Here is a 25,122-nt window from a genome sequence, read left to right on the forward strand (position 1 = left end):
CGTCTGTGTTTGCCGTCCCGAAAATGAAGGGGACAGATATGCAGGTCTGTCCCTACGATACCTATAAATGAATAACATCATATTCCTGTTCCAGGGTATTGATAAAAAGAATCTTTTTCCTTAGCAGCTCACCACGTCCAATGATCACCTTAATGGCTTCACTGACTTGAATAGAAGCAACCAATGCCGGTGTAAAGGAGGGATTGCCTAATTCTTTTTCTAAACCCTTTGCTTGCCGATTCGGGTAGAGATCGTTCAATGTATCATCGCCGGGAAAAATGGTGGTGACTTGGCCATACCAGCCAGCGATTGCTCCATGAATAAAAGGAATATTCAATTGTTCTGCAGCTTCCTGAAGAATAAATCGGGTCTCAATGTTGTCTAGGGCATCCAGTACAAGATTATGGCCGCGCAGAATTTCCAGAACATTCTGTGCATCTACCCGTTTAACCAAGGGATCTACATGAATGAGTGGATTTACAGAAAGCATTCTCTCCTTTGCCTTGATCGCCTTCGGCTGGCCTAAAGAGGGCACATCTGATAAGATTTGGCGATTTAGATTGGATTCCTCAAAGACATCGCCATCTATGGCTGTAATGAAACCGATTCCGATTCGGCCCAACATTTCAATGATATGTCCCCCAAGGCCGCCGCAGCCTACCACGCAAATGCGAATTTTGCTCAAGCTTTCATTCTCGGCGGGCGAGAGGGTAGATATGTTTCGGCTGTATCTTTTCAAGCCAACTACCTCCTTTTAAAGAGATATTTTAAAACGGAACGACATTGTGAAGATGAGACGGCTCTGTTGACGAACGCTGTTCCATAAAAGAGCAGTCGATGTTATACTTTTCGATTTTCCGATATAAAGTATTTCTGCCAATTCCTAAAGACTCAGCAGAAAGGGTAATATTCCCTCCAAATTTCTTCAGTGTCTTTAAAATATAATGATGTTCTACTTGATCTAGTGTCATGGTATTTTCCTGAACAGGTGCGATGGGAATTTTCTTTTGGTCATTACCTGTTGCTATATCAAGAGGAATATATTCCGTATTAATAATTAACTCAATTAAGTTTTCTAATTCCCGGATATTGCCTGGCCAATGGTAATGAATGAAACTTTCCATATGGGCTGTAGAAATTTCCACAGGCCTTTTATTAAGACGCTTTGATAATGTATTCATGAAATACTCAATCAAAAGTGGGATATCATCCTTGCGTTCCCTTAGTGGGGAAAGATATATGGGTAGTACATGAAGGCGATAGTACAAGTCTTTTCTAAAATTACCTTTTTCTACTTCCTGGCGCAAGTCTTTGTTGGTGGCGGCAATAATACGGACATTTACCGGAATTTGCTTGGAACCGCCTACGCGAATAACCGTACTTTCTTCAATAACGCGGAGCAAATTGGTCTGCATATCGATGGGCATCTCACCAATTTCATCTAGAAAGATGGTGCCCCCGTCAGCCATTTCAAATTTACCCGCATTTCCACCCTTTCGGGCTCCTGTAAAAGCACCTTCTTCGTATCCGAAAAGCTCCGATTCGATTAGATTACGAGGAATTGCGCCGCAGTTTACAGCGATAAAGGACTCTTCTTTACGGCTGCTGTAATTATGAATAGATTGTGCAAAAACTTCTTTGCCTGTACCACTTTCTCCCATGATCAGAATCGTAGATTTGCTGTCTGCAATTTTTTTCGCGTATTCAATCGTCTGTATAAAGCGATCATTTTTTCCGATAATTTTGTCGAAGGTATATATGGCTTGCCTGCCGATAATTCTTGTTGTAAGCTTTCTAGCTTTTTTTACTTCTTTAAAAACATATATAATTTCCCGTACAGTACCCTCTCCATCCCATATAGGGTAAGCGCTGAGGTTTAACTGTAGTTTATTTTTTCGCGCATTCACATAAACATCTTCATCAATAAAGGTGTGTTTTCCAATAAGGTGGTCCTTGACGTGGGTCCAGCCTTCAAACAGGTCCCATATTTTCATTTGTTGCATTTCTTTTTCATCATAGCCAAATATATCCGTGACAGATTTGTTTATGGCCTTGATCTTGCCATCCAAGTCGGAGGTAAGTATTCCAGCAGGAATAGAGTCAATAATGGTTTCTATATGATTTTTCGCAATAGCGAGTTCATCATTATAGCTTTTAACTTCCAGCATTCTTTCAATCGCATTGGCGGCTGCTACCACCATGCCTAGCGTATGGGAGTGCACGAGGTCACTGTAGCCTGTTAAATCAAGCGTACCAATAATTTCACCTTTGGGATTGCGTATTGGAGAGGCAGAACAGGTCCAGCGGTGATAGGCTTGAATATAGTGTTCCTTTCCTGAAACCTGCACAGGTATACCCTCTGCAATCGCTGTGCCCATAGCGTTGGTACCAATATGTGCTTCATCCATAGAAGCACCGGGAATCATTTCTAATGCAAAAGCTTCTGATAAAATACCTTCATCACCAATGACACTGAGAATGCAGCCTGTACCATCGGTAAGAATTGCAAAAAAGTTTGATCCCTTAACAAAATTATATAATTGATTCATAAAGGGTTCTGCTGTAAGAATCAGGTTTCTGTTTTCTTCCAGCTTCTTTTGCAAAAAATCACCTACAATAATGTTGCTGCTGAAAATTTGAGAACGCTCAATGCCCATTTGTCCACAACGGTGATGGGAACGCTCAATATAAGACTTTTCAAGTATAACGTTTACATTGTTTTTCAATGACAACGCCTCCAAAGATCATTTGTATATTTTTAATTTAATTCCATTATATCATTTTTAAAGAAGGTACAATAAGTTAAAATTAGTAAGGCAGATAAATGTATAAAATTTTCCAAAGAATTTGATAAAAGTACTAAACAGGAAGGAAGCTTAAGTGTTATAATAAGGATGACTCTTGACAAATATATGTCAATTCAAAATACAATATACAATATAAGATGTAAAATGAAATAATATGCTTTATAACAAAGGGGGAGGTACTATGGGAAGAGAAATTCTAACACAAGAGAATTACACGAAGCTGAATGAGATTATCTGTCAGCATAAAGGGAAAAAAGGAGCCTTGATGCCAATCCTGCATGAAGGGCAAAAGATTTTTGGATGTCTTCCACTGGAAGTTCAGAAAAGGATTTCAGAGGAACTAAATGTGCCGATGGCCGAAATTTATGGTGTTGTTACATTTTATTCTCAGTTTACCCTGGAACCAAAAGGAGAGTATACCATTGGCGTATGCTTAGGGACTGCCTGCTATGTAAAGGGGGCACAAAAAATCATCGAAAGAATTAAGCGAGAGGTAAATGTAGAAATTGGTGCGACTTCGCCGGATGGCAAATTTTCATTGGAGGCAACGAGATGTATTGGTGCATGTGGCTTGGCACCGGTTTTGACTGTAAATGAGGATGTATACGGGAGATTGATAGAAGCAGATGTGCCGGGAATCATTGCAAAATATTAAGAAACCTATAAGCGCGCAAGGGTGTTGGTGATTTTAAGAGGAGGGATTGGGAATGAAATCTTTAGAAGAATTAGCAAAGATTCGGGAAGAGGCGTTGAAAAAAGTAGATATTCGACACGATCGAGAGGGGACTAGGATCGTAGTTGGGATGGCTACCTGTGGAATTTCAGCAGGGGCAAGACCCGTGTTGATGACACTGGTTGAGGAAGTGAAAAAAAGAAATCTGAAAGAGGTTGTGGTCAGTCAGACCGGTTGCATCGGAGTCTGTAGATTAGAGCCAATCGTAGAAGTATATCGGCCGGGCCAGGAGAAGGTAACCTATGTAGAAATGAATGCGGAAAAAGCAAAAAGAGTAATCCTTGAGCATATTGTAAACGGAACGGTTATTGATGAATATACAATTGGAGCAGCAAACTAAGCAGTAGAAATCACATGATGAGGGAGGGTGAAACATGGAATTATTTCGATCACATGTTTTAATCTGTGGCGGTACAGGGTGTACTTCCTCAGGTTCTAAAAATATTGAAGAGGTCTTTCGTGCTGAGTTAAGCAAGTATAACCTGACAAAGGAAGTAAAATTGGTTAGGACCGGCTGCTTTGGACTTTGCGAAGCGGGTCCCATTGTGATTATCTACCCGGAGGGTGCATTTTACAGCCATGTAAAGGTAAAAGATGTAACACGGATTACTGAGGAGCATCTGCTAAAAGGGAGAATCGTTACAGATTTGTTATTTAAAGAAGCTATGGTAGATAATAAAGTCCGTTCTATTAATGAGGTGGATTTTTATAAAAAGCAGCAGCGGGTTGCGCTTAGAAATTGCGGTGTTATTAATCCGGAAGACGTCACAGAATATATTGCCTTTGACGGGTACAAGGCTTTAGGTAAAGTGCTTATAGAGATGCAGCCAGAGGATGTCATTGAAACTGTAAAGAAATCCGGGCTGCGCGGTCGCGGCGGCGGGGGCTTTCCTACAGGTCTAAAATGGGAGTTTACCTATCGCGCCCAGAGTGATGAAAAATATGTAGCCTGTAATGCAGATGAAGGAGATCCGGGTGCCTTTATGGATCGTTCTGTATTAGAGGGAGATCCCCATGCAGTTATAGAGGCTATGGCTATAGCGGGATATGCTGTAGGAGCCAGTCAAGGATACATATATGTAAGAGCAGAGTATCCCATAGCCGTTCATAGACTTCAGATCGCCATTAATCAGGCAAGAGAATATGGTTTGCTGGGCAAAAATATATTTAATACAGATTTTAGCTTTGATTTAGAGATTCGATTGGGGGCAGGCGCTTTTGTTTGCGGAGAAGAAACTGCACTGTTAAACTCCATTGAAGGCAAGCGGGGGATGCCGAGACCGAGACCTCCTTTCCCGGCAGTAAAGGGATTATGGCAAAAGCCGACACTACTAAATAATGTAGAGACTTATGCGAACATACCGCAGATTATTTTAAAAGGGTCTGACTGGTTTGCAGGGATAGGCACGGAAAAATCAAAAGGAACGAAAGTATTTGCATTGGGTGGAAAGATTAATAATACCGGACTTTTAGAAATTCCAATGGGAACAACCCTTAGAGAAGTAATTTTTGATGTAGGTGGCGGCATTCCCAATGGAAAAGCCTTTAAGGCGGTGCAAACAGGGGGACCTTCCGGAGGATGCATTACGGCAGACTATCTGGACACACCGATTGATTACGATAATTTGATTGCACTGGGTTCCATGATGGGTTCCGGTGGAATGATTGTCATGGATGAAGACAATTGTATGGTAGACATTGCAAGATTCTTCCTGGATTTTACCGTAGATGAGTCCTGTGGCAAATGTACCCCTTGCCGTGAAGGTACGAAACGAATGCTAGAGATTCTTGAAAAGATAACACAAGGAAAGGGGACAGTTGCTGATATCGAAAAACTGGAGAGTTTGGCCAATACAATTAAAACCTCCTCTCTATGTGGGTTGGGTCAGACAGCTCCGAACCCGGTATTATCAACCCTAAGATATTTCAGGAAAGAGTATGAAGCCCATGTTCATGATAAAAAGTGCCCAGCAGGGGTATGCCAAGCACTATTATCTTATAGGGTAATACCGGAAGCTTGTAAAAAATGCGGAATCTGTGCGAATAAATGTCCTGTCAGCTGTATTGATGGCGTGAAGGGAAAAGAGGTCTATAAGATTCGACAGGAACAATGTATCAAGTGTGGTGCCTGTATGGAAGCTTGTCCTTTCAAAGCAATTGAGAGAAAATAGATAAATGGTGCGAGCAATCAATTCTTTCATAACAGAAAAATATTGAAAAGGGGAAGAGCAGATGATTACGATAACCATAAATGATCAGAAGGTGCAGGTAGAAGACGGTTCTACCATCCTTCAGGCTGCTGAACAGCTTGGAATCCAGATTCCTACCTTCTGCCACGATAAAAGGCTAGTACCCCATGGGGCATGTAGAATCTGTGTTGTTGAAGTAGAAGGAGCAAGAAATTTGATGACTGCCTGTACGACTCCAGCAGCTGAGGGAATGGTCTTATATACAGATAGTGAAAAGGTTGGCAAAACGAGAAAAGAAATTTTGGAGCTGATGATTGAAAACCATCCGCTGGATTGTCTAACCTGTGAGAAAGCCGGTAATTGTAAACTTCAAGACTATTGCTATCAGTATGATGTAAAGGAAGGTCCTTTCGGCGGTATAAAGAAAAACTATCCAGTTGATGACAGCAATCATTTCTACAGTAATAATCAAAATAAATGTATTCTATGCGGTAAATGTGTGAGGGTCTGTAATGAACTTCAATGTACAGGGGCCATCGGACAATTGGAAAGAGGCTTTGATACCCACGTAGGTGCCCCCTTTGATAAGGGAATGGAGCATTCCAATTGTGTATCCTGCGGCAACTGTGTGTCAGTCTGTCCTGTTGGTGCATTAATGCCGAAGAGTAAAGAGCGGTTTAGATATTGGGAAACACAAAAAGTTCGCACCACTTGTTCTTATTGTGGCGTAGGCTGTCAAATGGATTTAGTGGTAAAGGATAATAAGATTGTAGATGTAAAACCGGCAGATGGGCCCTCCAATGATGGGTTGCTATGTGTAAAAGGAAAATTTGGATACAATTTTGTCAATCATCCGGATCGTTTAAAGACGCCATTGATTAAGAAAAACGGACGATTTAAGGAAGCAACCTGGGCGGAAGCTTATGCATTGATTGCGGACAAAATAAAGAATACAAAGGACCAATATGGAGCAGATGCATTGGCAGGGCTTAGTTCAGCCCGTTGTACCAATGAAGAAAATTATTTGATGCAAAAGCTGTTTAGAGCCGTAATTGGTACGAACAATATAGACCACTGTGCACGCCTCTGACATGCAGCTACGGTTGCAGGTCTTGCAACAACATTAGGCAGTGGTGCCATGACAAACAGCATCAATGAGGTGCTGGATACAGATGTGATATTTGTAACGGGATCGAATACGACGGAAAGTCATCCGGTAATTGGAGCGAAGATCCGACAGGCAATTCAAAGAGGTGCTAAGCTAATCGTGGCAGAACCAAGAAAAATTGATTTAGCCAGGGATGCGGAAGTTTTTATTCAGATTAAACCGGGAACCAATGTAGCCTTATTCAATGGGATGATGCATGTTATACTGGAGGAAGGACTACAGAATAAGACCTTTATTGCAGAGAGAACAGAAAATTTTGAAGAGCTTGAAAAAATGGTGAAAGCATATACCCCAGAAAGAGTCTCTGAGATTTGCGAAGTAGATGCGGAGGATATTCGAAGGGCTGCAAGGCTATATGCACAGGCAGCGAAAGCAAGCATCTTCTATTGTATGGGAATTACACAGCATACCAATGGTGTTCATAATGTAATGTCTGTTTCAAATCTGGCAATGCTGTGTGGTCATATTGGCAGGGAATCAACAGGTGTGAATCCGTTAAGAGGACAAAATAACGTACAGGGAGCCTGTGATATGGGTGCACTGCCGAACGTATATCCCGGTTATCAGCCGGTTAACAAACCGGAGGTGACCGAGAAGTTCGAAAAGGCATGGGGAGCTGTACTGCCCACAAAGCCAGGACTAACGGTTTCTGAAATTATGAATGCTGCCGGTCATGGAGATATTAAATTCCTATATATCATGGGAGAAAACCCTATGGTATCAGACCCGGATACTACCCATGTGAAGCATGCTTTAGAGCATACGGAGTTTTTGGTAGTACAGGATATTTTCATGACGGAAACGGCACAGTTTGCAGATGTAGTGTTGCCTGCCACCTCTTTTGCAGAAAAGGATGGAACCTTTAGCAATACGGAAAGACGGGTACAAAGAGTACGGCGAGCTGTTGAACCTGTAGGAAATGCCAAGCCAGACTGGATGATCATGATGGAATTGATGAACAGGCTTGGGTGCAGTAAAGTTTATAAACAGCCTTCAGAAATCATGGATGAAATTGCATCAGTAACACCATCCTACGCAGGAATTGACTATGATAGAATTGAAGAAAAAGGGTTGCAGTGGCCTTGTCCTACTAAGGAGCATCCGGGTACCAAGTTCCTACACAGTGGAAGCTTTGCCAGGGGAAAAGGATTATTTATGGCATTGGAGCATAAGGCCCCTGCAGAAGAGATTGACCAAGACTATCCGTTGATTCTTACTACAGGTCGAATTCTTTATCATTATCATACAAGAACCATGACCGGGAAAGTTGACGGCTTAAATAGAATGGCACCGGAAAGTTATATAGAGATTCATCCGGCTACTGCATCTTCATTAAAGATTCAGGATGGAGAGTACGTGCGGGTATCTTCTCGTCGGGGCAGTATTTTAACAAGGGCAAAGGTTGTGGATACCGTAGAGAGGAAGGTAGTATTTATGCCTTTCCACTATGCAATGGGTGCTGCCAATATGCTGACCAATACAGCAATCGATCCGACTTGCAAGACACCGGAATTAAAAGTTTGTGCGGTAATAGTGGAAAAATTATCAAAAACAGAATTAGACGGACTGCGAAGCTACGCGGCAGCAGCTTATATTGGTTAATAAAAGAGAGATGTCCCTGCGGACATCTCTCTTTTGACTGATCTCTTTTTTAGTTCTTTTCTTAGAAGAATGCTTTTGATAGAATAGACACAAGAACTGCAAGGGGGGACTTTATGAAAATAACGGATACAGCAATTATTTTAGCCGGAGGAAAAAGTTCAAGAATGGGTTTTGATAAGCAATTGTTGTCTATTGGGAAACAACCTCTGATTATAAAACAAATTGAGCAGTTATCAAAAATCTTTCAAGAAATCATCATTGTTACCAATACCCCGGCCCATTATAAGAATAGCCCTTGTATTATCGTGGAGGATGAGAAAAAGAATTTTGGGCCATTAGGAGGAATTCACGCCGGGTTAAAAGCCTCCAGCAGCCGGTACAGCTATGTTATTGCCTGTGATATGCCCTATATGGATATGAAATATATTCAATATATGAAAGATTTGATTGCGGCATCTGAAAAGGAGCTTGAGGCGGTAGTGACAATGCTGGGAGAATGGCTGGAGCCCTTCAATGGATTTTATGGAAAAACCTTGATCTCTAAAATAGAAGAAAAGATGCAGCAGCATGAACATAGAATTCTTACATTGTTAAAAGAAGCTGAGGTATTGTACATTGAAGAGTATATAGCCAGGAAATTCAGCCCTGAATGGGAAATGTTTATAAATTTAAATACGGAAGAAGATGTGAAGCGTTACCTAGCAGCTGCAAAAAGGAGTGAGTCGGGTGGAGTGTATAAAAAAGGTTGAGTTGCAAAAGTATGACCGGGGACTTGTAGAAACTCTGGTGGATGACGTGATTGTTGAATACCCCTTTACTGTTTTTGTAAATAGGGAGGAACTAATCACCCTGTTGTGTTCTCCAAAGGCACTGGATTATTTAGCCATAGGCTTTCTGTTGTCCGAAGGGCTTATCCACCACAAAAAAGATTTGCTGCACTGGCACTTAGATGAAGAAAAGGGAAGGATTGAGATTGAAACCCTCCGAAAAAGCTTATTGGCAAAAGAACTCCTTGGCAAAAGAACGATGACCACGGGTTGCGGAAAAGGGACGATTTTCTATAATGTGGTAGATTCCTTTCAGAGTAAACGCATCCATAGCGACTTAAAGCTTTCTGCTTCTCAATTGATGCAGCAGATGCATCAGTTTAACAAGGCTTCGGAACTATTTCTAAAGACTGGCGGTGTACACAGTGCATGCCTTAGTGATGGAAAAGATCTGTTATTATTTCACGAAGATGTGGGACGTCACAATGCATTAGATAAAATGATTGGAGAAGCATTTTTAAAGGATATAGATTTGAAGAACAAGGTTGTGATTACCAGTGGGAGAATATCTTCAGAGATGCTGATTAAGGCTGCAAAGAGAGAAATTCCTGTTGTCGTATCCAGGTCAGCACCAACCGGTCTTTCTTTAGCACTTGCTGAAAATCTTGGAATAACCGTGATTGGGTTTGCCCGAGGTGGAAAAATGAACGTCTATACGGACGAAGAACGGATAATTTTTGATGGTAAGAATATGGAGGAATAGTTTTTTTGACCTAGACATGCTATAATTTTGATAATGAATTAAATATTTAAACGATTAAAAAATTTCCGAGTTATATTTTCTAAAGTGAAAGCCATGAAAATATAACCAATGGGTATCAGGAGAAATTCTTATGCCTCCCGTGATTGGAAAGGAAAAGGATTCGACAACAATCTATACAATCCTTTCGAGGATTGTTTTTTTTCTACCTGTAACCGGCAGATTGGAGGATAAAAGATGCAATTGTGGAGAAACAAGGGTATGACTTTGATCTTAGTAACCGTTTTTATAATCCTGGCAGGGATAGGATGTGCAAAACCTGCTGTAGTTCCTGAACAGCCTGTAGTGCAGGAAAAGTCTGGAGAAGATGCGGGGAGCCTAATGATGGCTACGACTACCAGCACGGAGAACAGCGGACTATTAACCTTTCTGTTGCCAAAGTTCAAAGAAGATACAGGGATTGATGTAAAGGTAGTTGCTGTAGGAACAGGGCAGACACTGAAATTAGGGGAAGATGGCGAAGCAGATGTATTGTTGGCTCATGCGAAGAGCGCTGAAGAAGAGTTTGTAAAGGCTGGACATGGTTTAGAGCGCTTTGATGTAATGTATAACGATTTCATTTTAATCGGACCCAAGGAAGATCCGCTGCAAATCAAAGAAAAGGCTGGCAGTGATATCACCGCGGCGGTTCAGTTAATTCACGAGCAAAAAAGAAAGTTTTTATCCAGAGGGGATGATTCAGGAACACACAAGGCAGAGATCGCGCTCTGGAAGGAGATGAATGTGGAACCTGCCGGAGACTGGTATCTTTCTGTGGGCAGAGGTATGGGAGAAGTGATTCTGATGACCCATGAGGTTCAAGGATATACTTTGTCTGACAGGGCTACCTATCTTTCCATGAGAGACAAAGTAGGTTTAGAGATTCTTGTAGAAGGAGACAGCAGACTTTTTAATCAGTATGGCGTCATTGCTGTAAATCCCAATAAAAATGATAAAATCAACAGTGAAGGGGCTCAGGTCTTTATCAACTGGATTCTTTCGGAAAAGGGGCAGGAATTCATTGCAGCCTTCGGAAAAGAACAGTATGGGCAGTCCTTGTTCATACCCAACGGAAAACAGTAAATAGGAGTGACTAGAATGAGCGAAATATGGACAGGAGTACAACAGGCAATTAATCTATTGCTTTCTTTAGATCAAGAAGTATATAAAATTATTATGCTCTCCCTCTATGTTTCTCTCACTGCTACTTTTATTTCTTCTATTCTGGGGGTGCCAATAGGTGTTTTCATCGGTATAAAGAATTTTCCACTCAAAAGGATTGTTGTCAGGTTTCTTTATACAATGATGAGTATTCCGCCTGTGATTGCCGGTTTAGTTGTATTTCTTTTAATCTCTAGAAAAGGGCCCTTGGGTTTTCTGGGACTGGTATATACACCTGCTGCTATGATTATTGCACAAACCTGTTTAATTACACCGATTATAATTGGTATTGTTTACAATGGAACCAAGGAGATGGGAAATACGGTGAAAACCTTAGGAGCCAGCCCTGGGCAGACCATGCTTCTATTGATCAGGGAACTGCGGATCAATATTCTGTCCGCCCTGGTTACGGGCTATGGCAGAGCTGTCTCAGAAGTAGGTGCAGTAATGATTGTAGGAGGAAATATCAAAGGACATACACGGGTCATGACTACCACCATTGCTATGCTGCAGAGTATGGGAGATTATTCTACGGCGATTGCCATTGGTATTGTTTTATTGGCAATATCCTTTTTAATAAACTCTATTTTATATCATTTCCAACAGGGAGCGTAGAATATGAATATTTCACTGCATAATATTGTAAAAGCCTATGAGGACTATCAGGTTCTAGAGATTGGGAAATGGTCTATTAGAAAAGGAAGTCTATGGGGGATTATTGGTTCGAATGGTGCTGGAAAGAGTACCCTGGCAAAAATTATCGGAAAGCTGGAGGACCCTACTGCTGGTGAAATTTTATATGATGGCAAGCCATTTACAACGCAGATGCAAAAAGAGATGACGGTCGTTTTTCAAAAGCCTTACCTGCTTCGCAGCTCTGTATGGGAAAATATTGCTTATCCGTTGAAAATACGGGATTATTCTTCCAATGAAATTGAAAGGTCTGTAAAGGATATCCTTCTTCAAATGGGGATTGAAAAGATTCAACATCAAAAATCCTGGACTTTGTCCGGCGGCGAAGCCCAAAAAGTGGCATTAGCAAGAGCGCTGGTGTTTAAACCGAAACTTTTAATATTAGATGAACCTACAGCAAACATAGATCCGTCAGCAGTGGCTGTGATGGAGAAGATGATTCGAAATACGAATGAGGAGAATCAGACTACGGTACTGATGGTTACTCACAGCTTACAGCAAGCAAAACGCTTATGTAAAGAGATCGTTTTTATGCATAGGGGTAAGATTGTAGAGACGGGTCCAACTGAACAGATATTATATCAACCTGGCAGTATGCTTACCCGCAGATTTATTCAAGGAGAACTGCTGATTGACTAAGGAGGAAGGGAAATGAAGCTGTTAAAAGTAGATTCTGTAGAAGAGACAAAGCGAAAGATTGACCATTATTTTGAAGGAATATATTTAGAGGAAGAATATATAGATATTGCTGAGGCTTTAGACCGAATAGCCGCAGAAGATCTTTATGCACAATTAGAGGTTCCTGAATTTTCACGGGCAACTGTTGATGGATATGCTATTACAGCAAAGGACAGCTACGGAGCCAGTGAAAGTCTTCCTACATTTCTGCAGATTATAGGAAAGGTAGAGATGGGTGAAACAGCAGCTCATAAAGTAACCCCAGGGAAAGCAATCTATGTTCCTACGGGGGGGATGCTCCCCCAGGGAGCTGATGCCATGGTAATGATTGAGTATGTGGAGAGCCTTGATGATGAGACCATTGCTGTATATAAGGCTGTGGCTCCCGGTGAAGGCGTGATTCAAAAAGGAGAAGATATCCAAAAGGGAGAACAGATCCTGTCAAAAGGGAGAAGATTAAAACCTCAGGATATCGGGATGTTGGCTGCAGTGGGGATCTATCAGATCAAGGTTTTTAGAAAACCAAGGGTTTTTGTGATATCAACAGGAGATGAACTTGTTCATCCGAAAGAAGAAATTAAGCCAGGTCAAATTCGTGACATTAATACCTATACCCTCTCTGCAATGGCTTTAAACGGAGGGGCAGTGTTAGCAGGGCAAGTGATTGTAAAAGATGATTTCCTGCGGTTACAGGATATTGTAAAAAATGCTATTGCAAAAAGTGATGTAGTCGTCATTTCGGGAGGCAGTTCTGTAGGTGCAAAGGACGTAACTGCTCAGGTTATTGATAGTCTGGGGGAGCCCGGTGTCTTTATACATGGGGTAGCGGTAAAGCCAGGTAAGCCTACCATCATTGGAAGAGTGGATCGTACAGCAGTTTTTGGCCTTCCTGGACATCCTGTTTCTGCGATGGTCATCTATAAGGTGTTTGTAGATTATATACTTCAAAAACTGCAGCAGTTCAATGAAGTTCAGGAAATAGTGATACAGGGCATCTGTGATGCCAATATACACGCGTCACCGGGAAAAGAAACCTATCAGATGGTACAACTCGAAAAAAGGGATGATAAATATATTGTAAAGCCCATTTATGGTAAATCCGGTGCGATCTCACTCATGGCAGAAGCCCATGGATATATTAAAATCCATGGGAATCAAGAGGGAATTCATAAAGGCGAAAAGGTAGAGGTCATATTATTATAGGGTGAAGGGGGATGAGCCTTTGAAAAAGAATGAAAGAAATCTGTATTTATCCAATGTCGCGGTAGAAGAAGCATTAGAAATGTTTTTTGATAGAATCAGACAAGGCAATGAGGCCGGTAAAGTAGAATATATTAAAGTAACAGAGGCATTGGGAAGAGTGACCGCATTACCTGTTTTTGCGCGATTGTCTTCGCCAAATTATAACGCCTCTGCTATGGATGGAATTGCTGTGCGAGCAGAAGTAACCTATAGTGCTTCTGAAAGAAACCCGGTTCGATTGAAGAAACAGCAGGATTATATACCGGTAGACACAGGAGATCCCATTTTTGAGCCCTACACTGCTGTCATCATGATTGAAGATGTGGTAGAGATTGATGAAGATCAAGTAGAGATTATACAGGCTGCAGCACCCTGGCAGCATATCCGCCCCATTGGAGAAGATATTGTTGCAAAAGAAATGATTCTGTCGGCAAAGCATAGAATTCGGCCTATAGATATAGGGGCTTTGCTTAGTGGGGGAATTACAAAGATAGCTGTTTATCAAAAACCTAAGGTTGGTATTATGCCTACAGGCAGTGAGATTATTGAACCGGAAGAGACCATGGAGATTGGCAAAATCATTGAATCGAATTCCCGGATATTTGAAGGTCTTGTGATCGAATTGGGTGGTATACCCTTGAGATATAAGCCGGTTCCTGATGATTATGAAGCTTTGAAGGAACAGATTTTACAAGCGGTTGCAGTTAATGACATACTCATTATCAATGCGGGATCTTCTGCAGGATCTGAAGATTTCACCGTAAAGCTGATTCGTGAGCTAGGAGAGGTATTGGTACACGGAATCGCAACAAAGCCGGGAAAACCCACGATTCTTGGATTTATTCAAGAAAAGCCTGTATTGGGAATTCCAGGATATCCCGTATCCGCCTATTTTGTATTTGATACCTTTGCTAAACCTCTGATTCATTATTATTTAGGGCAGCAGCTGCCGGGTAAACCTAAAGCAAAGGCGGTCTTATCCAAGCGAATCATCTCTTCTTTAAAGCATAGAGAGTATATTCAAGTAAAATTAGGCCGTGTAGAGGATCAATTGATTGCTACGCCCCTAAATAGAGGTGCAGGGGTAACGATGTCCTTGGTACGAGCGGATGGTGTATTGATAATCCCACAAAATAGCGAGGGCGTAGAAGCTGGAGAGGCAGTAGAAGTGGAACTTCTAAAGCCTATTGAAGAGATTCATCGAACCCTAGTATCGATCGGCAGTCATGATCTTATCATGGATTTGATTGCAAATCATATGCATGACTTGGAAGGCGGATATGATTTGTCCTCAGCTCATGTGGGAAGCTTAGGGGGAATTATGGCGATAAAAAGAGGAGAAGCCCATTTGGCGCCAATTCATTTATTGGATGAGAAGACAGGTCAATATAATATTTCTTTCATCCAACGGTATTTACCTGCTGTAGATATGAAATTGATCAAAGGGGTAAAACGAATTCAAGGTTTTATTGTCCAAAAAGGGAATCCAAAGAAGATAAAGGATTTTACAGATCTGCAGCGAGAGGATATACAGTTTGTCAACCGTCAGCGGGGGGCAGGAACAAGAATACTGGTAGATTATGAGCTGAACCGAAGAAGCATAGATTCTGAAACGATATCAGGCTACGACAGGGAAATGACAACCCATATGGCTGTTGCTGCTGCTGTCGCTTCTGGAACAGCCCATGTAGGCATAGGTGTATTATCTGCCGCTCAAGCCCTTGGTTTAGACTTCATCGCTATCGGAGAAGAGGATTATGACTTCGTTATTCCTAGTAAATACCTGAATACAGAAATGGCTAAAACCTTTATTCAGGTGCTTCAATCCATGGAATTTCAGAAGGAATTGATAGCGTTGGGCGGATATCGGTTTGAGGATGCTGGCAAAATTATTGATATCTTATAGTGGACGAAATCCTATGGATTGTACGTCGAGGAGGGGATAGTATGAGGGATACCCTGGGAAGAAGTATTAATTATTTGAGAATATCTGTTACGGATTTATGCAACATGCGCTGTAGATATTGTATGCCTGAGGAAGGTATAAGTAAAAAAGAGCAGAATGAAATTTTATCCTTGGAGGAAATATTTCAGGTTGTAAAAGCTGCATCCGAATTAGGCGTAAACAAGGTGCGTATTACAGGAGGCGAGCCCCTTGTCAGAAAAGATCTCTTAAAGCTGGTAGAGGATATTGCTTCATTAGGTACTATCAAAGATTTGGCACTTACAACCAATGGTACTTTGCTTAAAAAGTATGCTAGAGGATTAAAAGAAGCGGGCTTGAACCGAGTTAATATCAGTTTGGACACTTTAAATGAGGCAAAGTATAAGGAAATTACAAGAGGAGGTCAATTGACCAGTGTTATAGAGGGACTGGAGGAAGCTAAGAAGGTAGGATTGCTTCCCTTAAAAATCAACGTGGTTCTCATTGGGGGATTTAATGATGGAGAAATAAGAGATTTTGTACAGTTGACAATGAATGAGCCAATAGATGTCCGATTTATTGAGTTAATGCCTATAGGACAGGCTGCAGGCTGGGCGAAAACCAATTTTATATCTAATTATACAGTGAAGGAACAAATTATAGAACTAATTTCCATTTATACAGGGGATCGATCCAGTCCTGCAAAGTATTACAAGCTGCCAAATGGGAAAGGAAAGGTGGGTCTGATTAATCCGATCAGCAGTCATTTTTGTAAATACTGCAACCGTATGCGTCTAACTGCTGATGGGCGCTTGAAGCCCTGTCTTCACTCTAATCAAGAGGTAGATGTAAAGCTGGCATTGAGAAGTGGACTTAGAGATTTGAAGGATATCATGGAGCAGGCTATCTTGGCGAAACCAGCCCAGCATAGACTAAATGATCAAGACAATGAACCGATCCACCGTGATATGTTTCGGATAGGAGGATAGGAAAATGCTTACTCATATGGATGAAAAAGGCCGGCCGAGAATGGTAGAGGTCGGAGAAAAAGAGGAGACGAAAAGGGTGGCAGTGGCCAAGGGTACAATCCAAATGGAACCGGAAACCCTAAATCGAATTCGACAGGGAAAAATTGCAAAAGGAGATGTATTGGCAGTAGCACAGATGGCTGGAATTATGGCTGCTAAGAAAACCAGTGATTTGATTCCGATGTGTCACAATATTTTTATAACTGGTGTAGATATGGACTTTATCATTGATGAACAGAATAATAAAATTCATATAGAAGCCATTGTTAAAACGGTAGGAAAGACAGGGGTAGAAATGGAAGCACTGCAGGCCGTATCCATCGCAGCACTAACCATATATGACATGTGCAAGGCAATTGATAAGAATATGCTCATTTCGGACATTCGTTTGATAAAAAAGACCGGAGGAAAATCCGGAACTTATATAAGGGAGGGCGAAGAAATTGACAGGTAAAGTCATTGCCATCAACATTAGTGAAAAGAAGGGTGTACCGAAAAGGACCATTGAGGAAGGTGTATTCGAAGTAGATCATGGTTTAGTAGGGGATGCCCATGCAGGCAACTGGCATAGACAGGTGAGCTTGTTGGGGAACGAGAGTATCGAAAAAATGAAAGCCATTGGTATAGAAGGACTTTGTACAGGAAAATTTGCGGAGAACTTAACAACAGAAGGTATTGAACTGTGGAAGCTTCCCGTAGGAACAAAATTAGAGATTGGGGAAACACTGCAAGAGGTAACACAGATCGGAAAAGAATGTCACACCAAGTGTGCGATTTTTCATCAGGTAGGCAACTGTGTGATGCCTACGGAAGGAATTTTTACAAAGGTTCTTAAGCCAGGAAAAATAAAGAAAAATGACCTAATAAAAGTGATTGAAGAATAGTATAATTACAAGTATAATGGATAAAGTGTGTCTTTGAAAGACGTCTTTTATATAAGTAGGAAAGTTCTACTTTTCTATTATATAAAAAAAGGGTTGTAGGGGATGAAATCCCCTGCCGCCTTCAGGAAGATGCTCAGACAGCTTTGCTGTCGTCGACGCTTTTTTATATAATAAATAAGGAATACTTTCTATGAAGCGTCGTTAAGCATTTTTATATGGTCTAGTACATCTCCGATACGGTTTCTGGAAAGCTTAATTTCATTTTCTGTGATTACTTCTAATTTTTCAAGTAAATCCACCATGTTTTCTTTAACGCCTGCTAAAACTAATTTTTTACCATTCTGTTCTAAGGATTGTTTAATATTTTTAAGTGCAATGGCACCTGAAGAATCTATAACAGGCATGTTCATCAGGTTTAATACAATAATATCTGCATCTTCTGCCTCAATTTCTAATTTGCTTGTGATCGTATGTGCAACACCGAAAAATAACGGGCCCTCAATGGTATAAGATGCAATCTTTTCCTTTCCCTCTGGAAATGAGATGTCATATTTTTTTAGATATACATCCCCCATGCTTATGACAAAGGAAAACATGGACAATAATGTTCCCAGAGCTACTGCTATCGTCAAATCCGTAAAAATCGTCAGCAGTGTCGTTACAATAATAATCGTTCCTGCTTTTTTAGAAGCATAGGCCATTTGCCTTGTTGTATTATATTCAACCATTCTAATTGCAGTTCCCATAAGAATTCCGCCTAGAACAGCAAGGGGAATCTGTGAAGCAAGATAACTAAATTTCAGCGTAATTACCAGTAGAATCAATCCGTGTAAAATGCCGGAAAGCTTTGTCCTGCCACCTGCATTTACATTCACAACAGATCGAACAATAGCACCGGTTCCAATTAGTGCGCCAAAAAGGGCGGCTATAGTATTACCTATTCCTTGTCCGATTAACTCTCGGTTGGAATGATGTTTTGTTTTGGTCATTTCATCTACAACTAAAGAGGCTAATAATGATTCGATACATCCTAATAGCGCGAGGACAAATCCTGATTTTAAGATTTCCATCAATTGACCTCCTCTAAAGGTTGGTAGGACAAATTTTGGAAGGCCATTAGGGATTGCGCCCACTAAAGCATCTGTAGAAATAAGATAGGTTCCAATAAGTGTTCCAACAATTAATGCAACCAATGACGCAGGAACTTTCTTTGTAAAAAGAGGAAAGAGCAGCATAATCAAAATTGTTATGGTTGCTAATACCGGGTTTGTTTTATAATAAGAAAACATTTTGATAAAAATAAGAAAGCCAATACCATTTGTAAAGCCGACAATTACAGGTTGAGGGATTAAGTGAATATATCTTCCTAATCTCAAGAGTCCTATTACAATCTGAAGCAAACCGGCTACAACCATTGCTGCAAATAATGCTTCCAGACCATATTTTTCACTTAGCTCAATAAGTACAACGGTCATGGCTCCGGTAGGACCGTTAACCTGAGCAGGGGTACCTCCAAATAGAGTAGAAAGTATGCCCGTAATAATTGCTGAATAAAGGCCGGCTTTAGCACCTGCACCCGACGCTACCCCTAATGCCAAAGCCAAAGGTAATGCTACAATAGCAGTGGTAAAACCGCCGATAATGTCTCCTTTAAGGTTTTTGACAGGATAGGATTTCCAAAATGATACTTTTTTCAATGATGTCCCTTCTTTCTGTTACTTATAGGATAGTAGAAATTCGTACATGTATATTGTATACCTTTGACTAAAATCTTTCAATACAAAGCACAAGTTCAACATTGCCATTTGACAAACATTTTTTATAGGACACTAATAATGGTGAGGAGTAATGATAAGATTTACTTTATTAAAACAGCTTGAAAGGAGCATGAAATGGAAAAGAGAATGTTAGTTCCCAAAGAAATTGCTGAGGCAACGGTCGCAGCCGGAATAGGTAAGTCAAAACTATCTATCCTTCAAATGAGTGTACTGAGCATTTTTGCCGGTGCATTTATCGCATTTGGAGCACAAGGGGCGATTGTAATTTCTCAGACATTAGCATCGGTCGATGCAGGGTTGGCAAAGTTTGCTTTTGCTGCAACCTTTCCTATTGGATTGATGATGGTTGTCATCTGTGGGGCAGAGCTTTTTACAGGCAATAATTTAATGACATTAGGTGTTTTAGACGGAAAATGCAGTTTTAGCTGTGTGCTTAAAAATTGGATTACAGTTTATTTAGGAAACTTTATCGGTTCTATACTAACTGTTATCATGATTTATTATTCTGGACTGATGAGTGGTCCGGTAGTAGAAAAAGCCATCGCTATCGCAACTGCAAAAATGGCCATTCCTTTAGGTTCTGTCATTATTCGGGGAATACTGTGTAATATTATTGTAGTCTTGGCTGTTTGGATGGCTACAGGCGCAAAAGATGTGATCAGCAAACTATTTGCTTGTTGGTTTCCTGTTATGTTGTTTGTATTATCCGGGTATGAACATAGCATTGCAAATATGTACTTTATCCCTATGGCCAAATTCCTGGGGGCAGATATAAGCTGGAGTCAAATGTGGCTAAATAATATTATTCCAGCAACCATAGGAAATCTGATCGGTGGAGCCTTGATCGTTCCATTGTTCTACTATCTGGCATATCTCAGACCAATCAGAGCAGCCGCGCCGGTCCCATCGTCAGCACTGCAGCCAAAAACACCTGTAAAAAATATATAATTATAATAAAAAAACACTTTCTATCAGGAAAGTGTTTTTTTGCGGCCTGTATCGAGTCATTTAAAAGATATTTCGATAAAAGATGTGCAGAAAAAGAAAAAAGATAAGAAGCAACCCTAAACTTCTATGAAAATTCACCCATTTCCTTATTTTTAATTGTTTTCCAACGATAGCGGTAGCGGCTATCGTGCAAATGACAATAAATTATCCTTAAAAAGAGTTTGATTATTCTATAAGTTATGGTAAAATTTAGATAGAAACTGGAAACGTTACCGGTAACGTTTCCTATTGGAGGATATACTATGTCAAATGCAAATATCAAAGATATCGCAGAGATTGCAGGTGTTGCAATCAGTACAGTTTCACGGGTTATAAACAATCATCCGGATGTGAGCGAAGAGACAAGAAAAAAGGTAATGGAGATCATAGAAGAGACCAATTATATACCCAATAATAGTGCTAGAAATCTAAAGAGAAGTAATTCAAAAGATATAGGCGTCTTGGTCAAAGGGATATATAATCCATTTTTTGCAAAGATTATTCAGTCCATTGAAGAAAAAGTAGCTGCTCATGGATACACCATGATTCTTCATTATAATAATGACAATGTTAATGATATTGAAGCAGCTATTGAATTTGTAAAGGAAAAGAAGCTGAAAGGACTCATTTGCCTTGGTGGAAACTTCAGCAATTTAAACGAATCCCATTTTGAAGATTTAGAAACGCCGCTTGTTTTAGCCTCGACAGACCTTGAAGAGGAACGAAAAAAAGCTTTCTTCTCCAGCGTTTCTATAGAAAATGAGAAGGCAGCTTATGAAGCAGTAAATTATCTATGCAAATTGGGTCATAGAAAGATAGGAATCATTACTATCGGCGAAGAGGATCAATGTGTTGGAAATCTAAGATTGAAGGGTTATAAGAGGGCCTTGGAGTGTAATCATATTTCTTTTGATGAAAGCTCCAAGGAAATTGGTGAGTATACCTTTGAATCTGGTTTTGATGCGTTAAACCGTCTGCTGAACCGCGTTCAGGATTTGACTGCTGTATTTGTGACTTCAGATATTATGGCCATTGGTGCAGCGAAAGCTATTTTGAACAGGGGGTTAAGGATTCCTGATGACTTGTCTGTAATGGGCTTTGATGGAATTGACTATGCAAAATTTTTTCATCCCTCCCTTACAACGGTTAATCAACCTGGTGAGTATATGGGTAAAAGAAGTGCTGATATACTCTTTGATATTATTAAAAAGAAAAAAGAACATCAACATGTTATTCTAAAGACAGAATTACTGGAAAGTGAATCCTGTAAAAAGTTAATCTAGAAAGAGGCTTATAGGAAAGTTCTTTTGTAGATCGGTGATTGGGAATCCTAATTTATATGCGGGCTGACGAGGGCGTCGATCCCTACATTCCTGTTTTAGATTTAGGTAGGGAACGGTGTCCTCACCGTTCCGGGAAATATTAAATTTCTCAGGTATAACATCTATATAACTCAGAGGAAAAGGTTTTCGGATGGGATTATCGATTCTCCTGCAATGATGTGCATTGGGAGGGAATTGATTAATAAAAAACAATAGGAGGGGGATTTCAATGAAAACAGCAAAAAAAATTATTGCCTTGAGTATGATGGTGGTTTTTGCGTTGTCTACTTTCTTGTTGGCCGCCTGTGCGCCAAAGGAAGCGACACCGTCGGCAGCTGGGGAACAGCCGCCGGCAGCTGAGGAAGTAACACTTAATATTTTCCAATTCAAAGTAGAAATTGCAAAGGAATTAGAAGAAGCTGCAAGGGCTTATGAAGCAGAGAATCAAAATGTAAAAATCAATATCCAAACGGTAGGAGGCGGCGATGATTATGGCGCTGCCTTAAGAGCCAAGATTCAATCTGGTGTAGAGCCAAACCTTTTTAATATTGGCGGTCCGCAGGATGTGGAGGATTGGATGTCAAGACTCGAGGATCTGTCTGATCAGCCTTGGGTTGCACAAGCCCTTGAGGGTGTATTGTCAGGCGTAACTGTTGACGGAAAAATATATGCATTGCCTTTTAATATTGAAGGTTATGGGTTTGTCTATAATAAAGCGGTTTTTGAAGCCGCAGGTATTGATGCAGCCAATATTATAGACTTTAAAAGCCTGGAAGATGCAGTAAAGGAACTAGATAGCAAGATTAAAGCGGGAGAATTGAAAGATAAATTTCCAAATCTAAAAGCGGCTTTTGAAGTAGCAGCCAAAGAAACCTGGGTAACAGGCTTACATGCATCCAACACGGCTTTATCACAAGAATTTCCAAGTTCCTTAGATGCATTTGCAGCAAAAAACATAGAATTTAAATATGGGGATGCACTTAAAGCATTGTTAGACCTGCAGGCTGATCACTCATCCAATGCAAAAGCTAAGGCAAAACTAAATGCAGTAGATTATGCAACACAGGTTGACCAAGGAATTGCTATTGAGCGTGTGGCTATCGTTCAACAGGGTAACTGGATTTATGGCGGCGTAAAAGCTGTCGACGAAGCGGTAGCGAACAATCTTGATATTCTGCCAATGCCTGTGAAAGGCATTAAAGAAGACTCTATTCCAGTAGGTGTACCAATGTATTGGGCAGTAAACAATAAAGGGACAGATGCCCAAAAGGCGGCTGCTAAGGATTTCTTGAACTGGCTGTATACATCTGAAAAAGGTAAAGATTTTATCGTAAATAAATTCTTCTTTATTCCACCACTCAAAGGATATGAGAGTCTTGAGCCAAAAGACCCACTAGGTCAAGCTGTAAAGCGATATGCTGAAGCAGGAAAAACAATGCCATGGGTATTCATGGGATATCCTACAGGCTGGGGTATGGAAGTTCTAGGTACAGAAATTCAAAAATACTTTGCTGGCGAAGTTAAGTGGGAAGATGCTGTCAAGAACGCACAAGACCAATGGATAGAAATGAGAAAGTAAAAAAGGTGGATTGAGGGGGGAGAACTGCCCTCCTCAAATTTCTATAATCTAGAGATGATAGTGACCTGGGGCAATAGGAGGATATTATGAAGAATTCAAAATACTGGTTTGGCTTTTTCGTTGGACCGATATTGATTGCATTCTTGGTGGTGGTGATCATACCGACACTATTGGGAATTTATTATTCCTTTACGGATTGGAACGGAATTGTAAACGATGCGAACTGGATAGGATTAAGGAATTATACGGAAATCTTTACAAAGGATAAAGATTTTTTAAATGCTTTTTTATTTACTGCAAAATTTGCTTTTGTATCCGTGATTACAATCAATATGATGGGCTTTGGACTGGCTCTTCTAGTGACAAAGGGTATGAAAATGAGCAATGTGCTGCGTAGTATTTTTTTCATGCCTAATCTAATTGGGGGTCTGATCCTTGGTTTTGTATGGCAGTTTATTTTTACCAAGGCTTTTGATGCGGTTGGCGTAACCTATGGATTAGAATTCTTGGAAGGTTGGCTCTCCACGCCTGATACAGGCTTCTGGGGCCTTGTGATTTTAATGTCCTGGCAGTTAGCCGGATATATGATGGTTATCTATATTGCGGCCTTGGAAAATGTTCCGGAATCCTTGAAGGAAGCAGCTGAAATTGATGGGGCATCGCCCTTTCAAAAACTCATTCATATAACAATTCCCCTGGTTGCACCTGCCTTTACCATCGGCATGTTTTTAACCCTATCTAACTCTTTTAAGCTGTTTGATCAGAATCTGGCATTAACCAATGGGGGCCCCTTTAAATCAACACAAATGCTGGCACTTAATATTTATTCTACAGCTTTTACTTTTAACCGGTTAGGATTAGCACAAGCGAAAGCAGTAATTTTTCTGATTACAGTTGCTGTAATTACCTTAACACAGTTAAGTTATAACAAAAAGAGGGAGGTTGAAATGTAATGGACCGCAAGTTTCGCATAGGATGGCCTATTTTTGGGACTTTATTAGGCATTTTGTTTTTATCGCCCTTCTACATTGTATTTACCAATTCTTTGAAAACCCAAAAGGGCATTTTTATCAATGTAATGGGTCTTCCCACGAAAGAATACTTTACATTAAAAAACTATACCCAGGCTTTTATAGAGCTTGATTTTATTCGATCCTTTTTAAATTCCCTCTTGATTACAGCATCTAGTACACTGCTTATTGTAGTTTTTGCATCCATGGCTGCTTGGATGCTGGTAAGGGTAAAGTCGAAACTCAGCACCTTTCTCTTTTTTCTCTTTGCTGCTGCAATGTTGATACCTTTTCAATCGGTTATGCTGCCATTGATCAATATTATGGGAAAAATAGGATTTTTAAATCGGGCAGGTATCGTATTTATGTATCTAGGATTTGGATCCAGTTTATCGATTATGCTTTATCATGGATTTATTAAAAGCATTCCTGTTGAGTTAGAGGAAGCAGCTATTTTAGATGGGTGCAACCTATTTCAGGTATTTTGGTATGTTATTTTCCCCTTGCTCAAGCCCATTACTGTCACTGTATGTATTCTGAATATCATGTGGATTTGGAATGATTTCTTACTTCCCCAGCTGGTTATCAATAGACCAGGTTGGCACACGATCCCGCTAAAAATGTTCTACTTTTTCGGACAGTACTCTAAACGCTGGGACTTAGCGCTGGCGGGTTTGGTAATTGCCATGGTGCCAATTATTATATTCTATTTTATAGCCCAAAAGCATATTGTAAAGGGCGTTATGCAAGGATCCATAAAATAAATAGTGC

At 40.5% G+C, this 25,122-nt stretch carries 22 protein-coding genes and 1 riboswitch; of the genes, 19 read left to right on the forward strand and 3 right to left on the reverse strand.

Annotated features, from left to right (window positions below; translation table 11 throughout):
- Window positions 1-61: 61 nt before the first annotated feature.
- Both Gferi_RS20760 and Gferi_RS20765 read right to left on the reverse strand, forming a co-directional pair.
- Complete coding sequence (locus Gferi_RS20760) at window positions 62-739, reverse strand: HesA/MoeB/ThiF family protein (protein WP_069979902.1); 678 nt, start codon at window positions 737-739, stop codon at window positions 62-64.
- Window positions 740-767: 28 nt separating this feature from the next.
- Window positions 768-2,726 (reverse strand): sigma-54-dependent Fis family transcriptional regulator, encoded by a 1,959-nt coding sequence (locus tag Gferi_RS20765; RefSeq protein ID WP_156782450.1) that lies wholly within the window; start codon window positions 2,724-2,726, stop codon window positions 768-770.
- A 262-nt stretch (window positions 2,727-2,988) separates the two neighbouring features.
- On the opposite strand from Gferi_RS20765, the gene Gferi_RS20770 reads away from it, so the two are divergent.
- The 14 genes from Gferi_RS20770 (at window position 2,989) to Gferi_RS20835 (ending at window position 17,675) form a co-directional block, all read left to right on the forward strand.
- Window positions 2,989-3,462 carry an NADH-quinone oxidoreductase subunit NuoE family protein gene (locus Gferi_RS20770; RefSeq protein ID WP_069979904.1) on the forward strand — a complete coding sequence of 158 codons (474 nt, stop codon included), beginning with the start codon at window positions 2,989-2,991 and terminating at the stop codon, window positions 3,460-3,462.
- 52 nt (window positions 3,463-3,514) lie between these two features.
- A complete protein-coding gene (locus tag Gferi_RS20775) occupies window positions 3,515-3,880 on the forward strand; it encodes a (2Fe-2S) ferredoxin domain-containing protein (protein ID WP_069979906.1) in 366 nt (121 codons plus the stop codon).
- Window positions 3,881-3,914: 34 nt separating this feature from the next.
- The gene (gene nuoF, locus Gferi_RS20780) at window positions 3,915-5,711 is read left to right on the forward strand and encodes an NADH-quinone oxidoreductase subunit NuoF (RefSeq protein ID WP_069979908.1); all 1,797 of its coding nucleotides are present in this window, start codon (window positions 3,915-3,917) and stop codon (window positions 5,709-5,711) included.
- A 61-nt stretch (window positions 5,712-5,772) separates the two neighbouring features.
- The gene (gene fdhF / locus Gferi_RS20785; RefSeq protein WP_083273676.1) at window positions 5,773-8,499 is read left to right on the forward strand and encodes a formate dehydrogenase subunit alpha; all 2,727 of its coding nucleotides are present in this window, start codon (window positions 5,773-5,775) and stop codon (window positions 8,497-8,499) included.
- A 113-nt stretch (window positions 8,500-8,612) separates the two neighbouring features.
- Entirely contained in the window at window positions 8,613-9,248 is a 636-nt protein-coding gene (mobA, locus tag Gferi_RS20790) for a molybdenum cofactor guanylyltransferase (protein WP_069979910.1), read from the forward strand.
- Window positions 9,226-10,029 (forward strand): formate dehydrogenase accessory sulfurtransferase FdhD, encoded by an 804-nt coding sequence (gene fdhD, locus Gferi_RS20795; protein ID WP_069979912.1) that lies wholly within the window; start codon window positions 9,226-9,228, stop codon window positions 10,027-10,029. The genes mobA and fdhD overlap by 23 nt, the downstream gene beginning before the upstream one ends.
- A 51-nt stretch (window positions 10,030-10,080) precedes the next feature.
- A riboswitch (molybdenum cofactor riboswitch) is annotated at window positions 10,081-10,199 on the forward strand.
- Window positions 10,200-10,263: 64 nt separating this feature from the next.
- Window positions 10,264-11,148 (forward strand): substrate-binding domain-containing protein, encoded by an 885-nt coding sequence (locus tag Gferi_RS20800; RefSeq protein WP_069979913.1) that lies wholly within the window; start codon window positions 10,264-10,266, stop codon window positions 11,146-11,148.
- Between the two features lie 15 nt (window positions 11,149-11,163).
- The gene (locus Gferi_RS20805) at window positions 11,164-11,841 is read left to right on the forward strand and encodes an ABC transporter permease (protein ID WP_083273677.1); all 678 of its coding nucleotides are present in this window, start codon (window positions 11,164-11,166) and stop codon (window positions 11,839-11,841) included.
- A 3-nt stretch (window positions 11,842-11,844) separates the two neighbouring features.
- Window positions 11,845-12,558, forward strand: coding sequence for an ATP-binding cassette domain-containing protein (locus tag Gferi_RS20810; protein WP_069979915.1), 714 nt, complete (start codon window positions 11,845-11,847; stop codon window positions 12,556-12,558).
- Window positions 12,559-12,570: 12 nt separating this feature from the next.
- Window positions 12,571-13,800, forward strand: coding sequence for a molybdopterin molybdotransferase MoeA (locus Gferi_RS20815; protein WP_069979921.1), 1,230 nt, complete (start codon window positions 12,571-12,573; stop codon window positions 13,798-13,800).
- Between the two features lie 19 nt (window positions 13,801-13,819).
- Entirely contained in the window at window positions 13,820-15,745 is a 1,926-nt protein-coding gene (locus tag Gferi_RS20820; protein ID WP_083273678.1) for a molybdopterin biosynthesis protein, read from the forward strand.
- Between the two features lie 41 nt (window positions 15,746-15,786).
- A complete protein-coding gene (gene moaA / locus Gferi_RS20825; protein WP_069979922.1) occupies window positions 15,787-16,752 on the forward strand; it encodes a GTP 3',8-cyclase MoaA in 966 nt (321 codons plus the stop codon).
- A gap of 4 nt (window positions 16,753-16,756) precedes the next feature.
- A complete protein-coding gene (moaC, locus tag Gferi_RS20830; protein ID WP_069979923.1) occupies window positions 16,757-17,245 on the forward strand; it encodes a cyclic pyranopterin monophosphate synthase MoaC in 489 nt (162 codons plus the stop codon).
- Entirely contained in the window at window positions 17,235-17,675 is a 441-nt protein-coding gene (locus tag Gferi_RS20835) for an MOSC domain-containing protein (RefSeq protein WP_069979924.1), read from the forward strand. The genes moaC and Gferi_RS20835 overlap by 11 nt, the downstream gene beginning before the upstream one ends.
- Before the next feature lie 188 nt (window positions 17,676-17,863).
- On the opposite strand, the gene Gferi_RS20840 is transcribed toward Gferi_RS20835, so the two are convergent.
- Complete coding sequence (locus Gferi_RS20840) at window positions 17,864-19,372, reverse strand: SulP family inorganic anion transporter (protein WP_069979925.1); 1,509 nt, start codon at window positions 19,370-19,372, stop codon at window positions 17,864-17,866.
- Between the two features lie 195 nt (window positions 19,373-19,567).
- Here Gferi_RS20840 and Gferi_RS20845 point away from each other — a divergent pair, with 195 nt between their 5' ends.
- The 5 genes from Gferi_RS20845 (at window position 19,568) to Gferi_RS20865 (ending at window position 25,115) form a co-directional block, all read left to right on the forward strand.
- A complete protein-coding gene (locus tag Gferi_RS20845; protein ID WP_069979927.1) occupies window positions 19,568-20,401 on the forward strand; it encodes a formate/nitrite transporter family protein in 834 nt (277 codons plus the stop codon).
- A gap of 302 nt (window positions 20,402-20,703) precedes the next feature.
- Window positions 20,704-21,723 carry a LacI family DNA-binding transcriptional regulator gene (locus tag Gferi_RS20850; protein ID WP_069979929.1) on the forward strand — a complete coding sequence of 340 codons (1,020 nt, stop codon included), beginning with the start codon at window positions 20,704-20,706 and terminating at the stop codon, window positions 21,721-21,723.
- 268 nt (window positions 21,724-21,991) lie between these two features.
- The gene (locus Gferi_RS20855) at window positions 21,992-23,341 is read left to right on the forward strand and encodes an ABC transporter substrate-binding protein (RefSeq protein WP_069979932.1); all 1,350 of its coding nucleotides are present in this window, start codon (window positions 21,992-21,994) and stop codon (window positions 23,339-23,341) included.
- Window positions 23,342-23,427: 86 nt separating this feature from the next.
- Entirely contained in the window at window positions 23,428-24,294 is an 867-nt protein-coding gene (locus Gferi_RS20860) for a carbohydrate ABC transporter permease (RefSeq protein WP_069979938.1), read from the forward strand.
- Entirely contained in the window at window positions 24,294-25,115 is an 822-nt protein-coding gene (locus tag Gferi_RS20865) for a carbohydrate ABC transporter permease (protein WP_069979940.1), read from the forward strand. The genes Gferi_RS20860 and Gferi_RS20865 overlap by 1 nt, the downstream gene beginning before the upstream one ends.
- Window positions 25,116-25,122 lie beyond the last annotated feature (7 nt).

Source organism: Geosporobacter ferrireducens (genome assembly GCF_001750685.1).
Lineage (GTDB): Bacteria > Bacillota > Clostridia > Peptostreptococcales > Thermotaleaceae > Geosporobacter > Geosporobacter ferrireducens.

What these genes read in the sequence shown, in the direction of transcription:
- Gferi_RS20770 (WP_069979904.1), top strand. Translation starts at nt 2,989, where the DNA reads ATGGGAAGAGAAATTCTAACACAAGAGAATTACACGAAGCTGAATGAG.
- Gferi_RS20775 (WP_069979906.1), top strand. Translation starts at nt 3,515, where the DNA reads ATGAAATCTTTAGAAGAATTAGCAAAGATTCGGGAAGAGGCGTTGAAA.
- nuoF (WP_069979908.1), top strand. Translation starts at nt 3,915, where the DNA reads ATGGAATTATTTCGATCACATGTTTTAATCTGTGGCGGTACAGGGTGT.
- mobA (WP_069979910.1), top strand. Translation starts at nt 8,613, where the DNA reads ATGAAAATAACGGATACAGCAATTATTTTAGCCGGAGGAAAAAGTTCA.
- Gferi_RS20800 (WP_069979913.1), top strand. Translation starts at nt 10,264, where the DNA reads ATGCAATTGTGGAGAAACAAGGGTATGACTTTGATCTTAGTAACCGTT.
- Gferi_RS20805 (WP_083273677.1), top strand. Translation starts at nt 11,164, where the DNA reads ATGAGCGAAATATGGACAGGAGTACAACAGGCAATTAATCTATTGCTT.
- Gferi_RS20810 (WP_069979915.1), top strand. Translation starts at nt 11,845, where the DNA reads ATGAATATTTCACTGCATAATATTGTAAAAGCCTATGAGGACTATCAG.
- Gferi_RS20815 (WP_069979921.1), top strand. Translation starts at nt 12,571, where the DNA reads ATGAAGCTGTTAAAAGTAGATTCTGTAGAAGAGACAAAGCGAAAGATT.
- moaA (WP_069979922.1), top strand. Translation starts at nt 15,787, where the DNA reads ATGAGGGATACCCTGGGAAGAAGTATTAATTATTTGAGAATATCTGTT.
- moaC (WP_069979923.1), top strand. Translation starts at nt 16,757, where the DNA reads ATGCTTACTCATATGGATGAAAAAGGCCGGCCGAGAATGGTAGAGGTC.
- Gferi_RS20845 (WP_069979927.1), top strand. Translation starts at nt 19,568, where the DNA reads ATGGAAAAGAGAATGTTAGTTCCCAAAGAAATTGCTGAGGCAACGGTC.
- Gferi_RS20850 (WP_069979929.1), top strand. Translation starts at nt 20,704, where the DNA reads ATGTCAAATGCAAATATCAAAGATATCGCAGAGATTGCAGGTGTTGCA.
- Gferi_RS20855 (WP_069979932.1), top strand. Translation starts at nt 21,992, where the DNA reads ATGAAAACAGCAAAAAAAATTATTGCCTTGAGTATGATGGTGGTTTTT.
- Gferi_RS20860 (WP_069979938.1), top strand. Translation starts at nt 23,428, where the DNA reads ATGAAGAATTCAAAATACTGGTTTGGCTTTTTCGTTGGACCGATATTG.
- Gferi_RS20865 (WP_069979940.1), top strand. Translation starts at nt 24,294, where the DNA reads ATGGACCGCAAGTTTCGCATAGGATGGCCTATTTTTGGGACTTTATTA.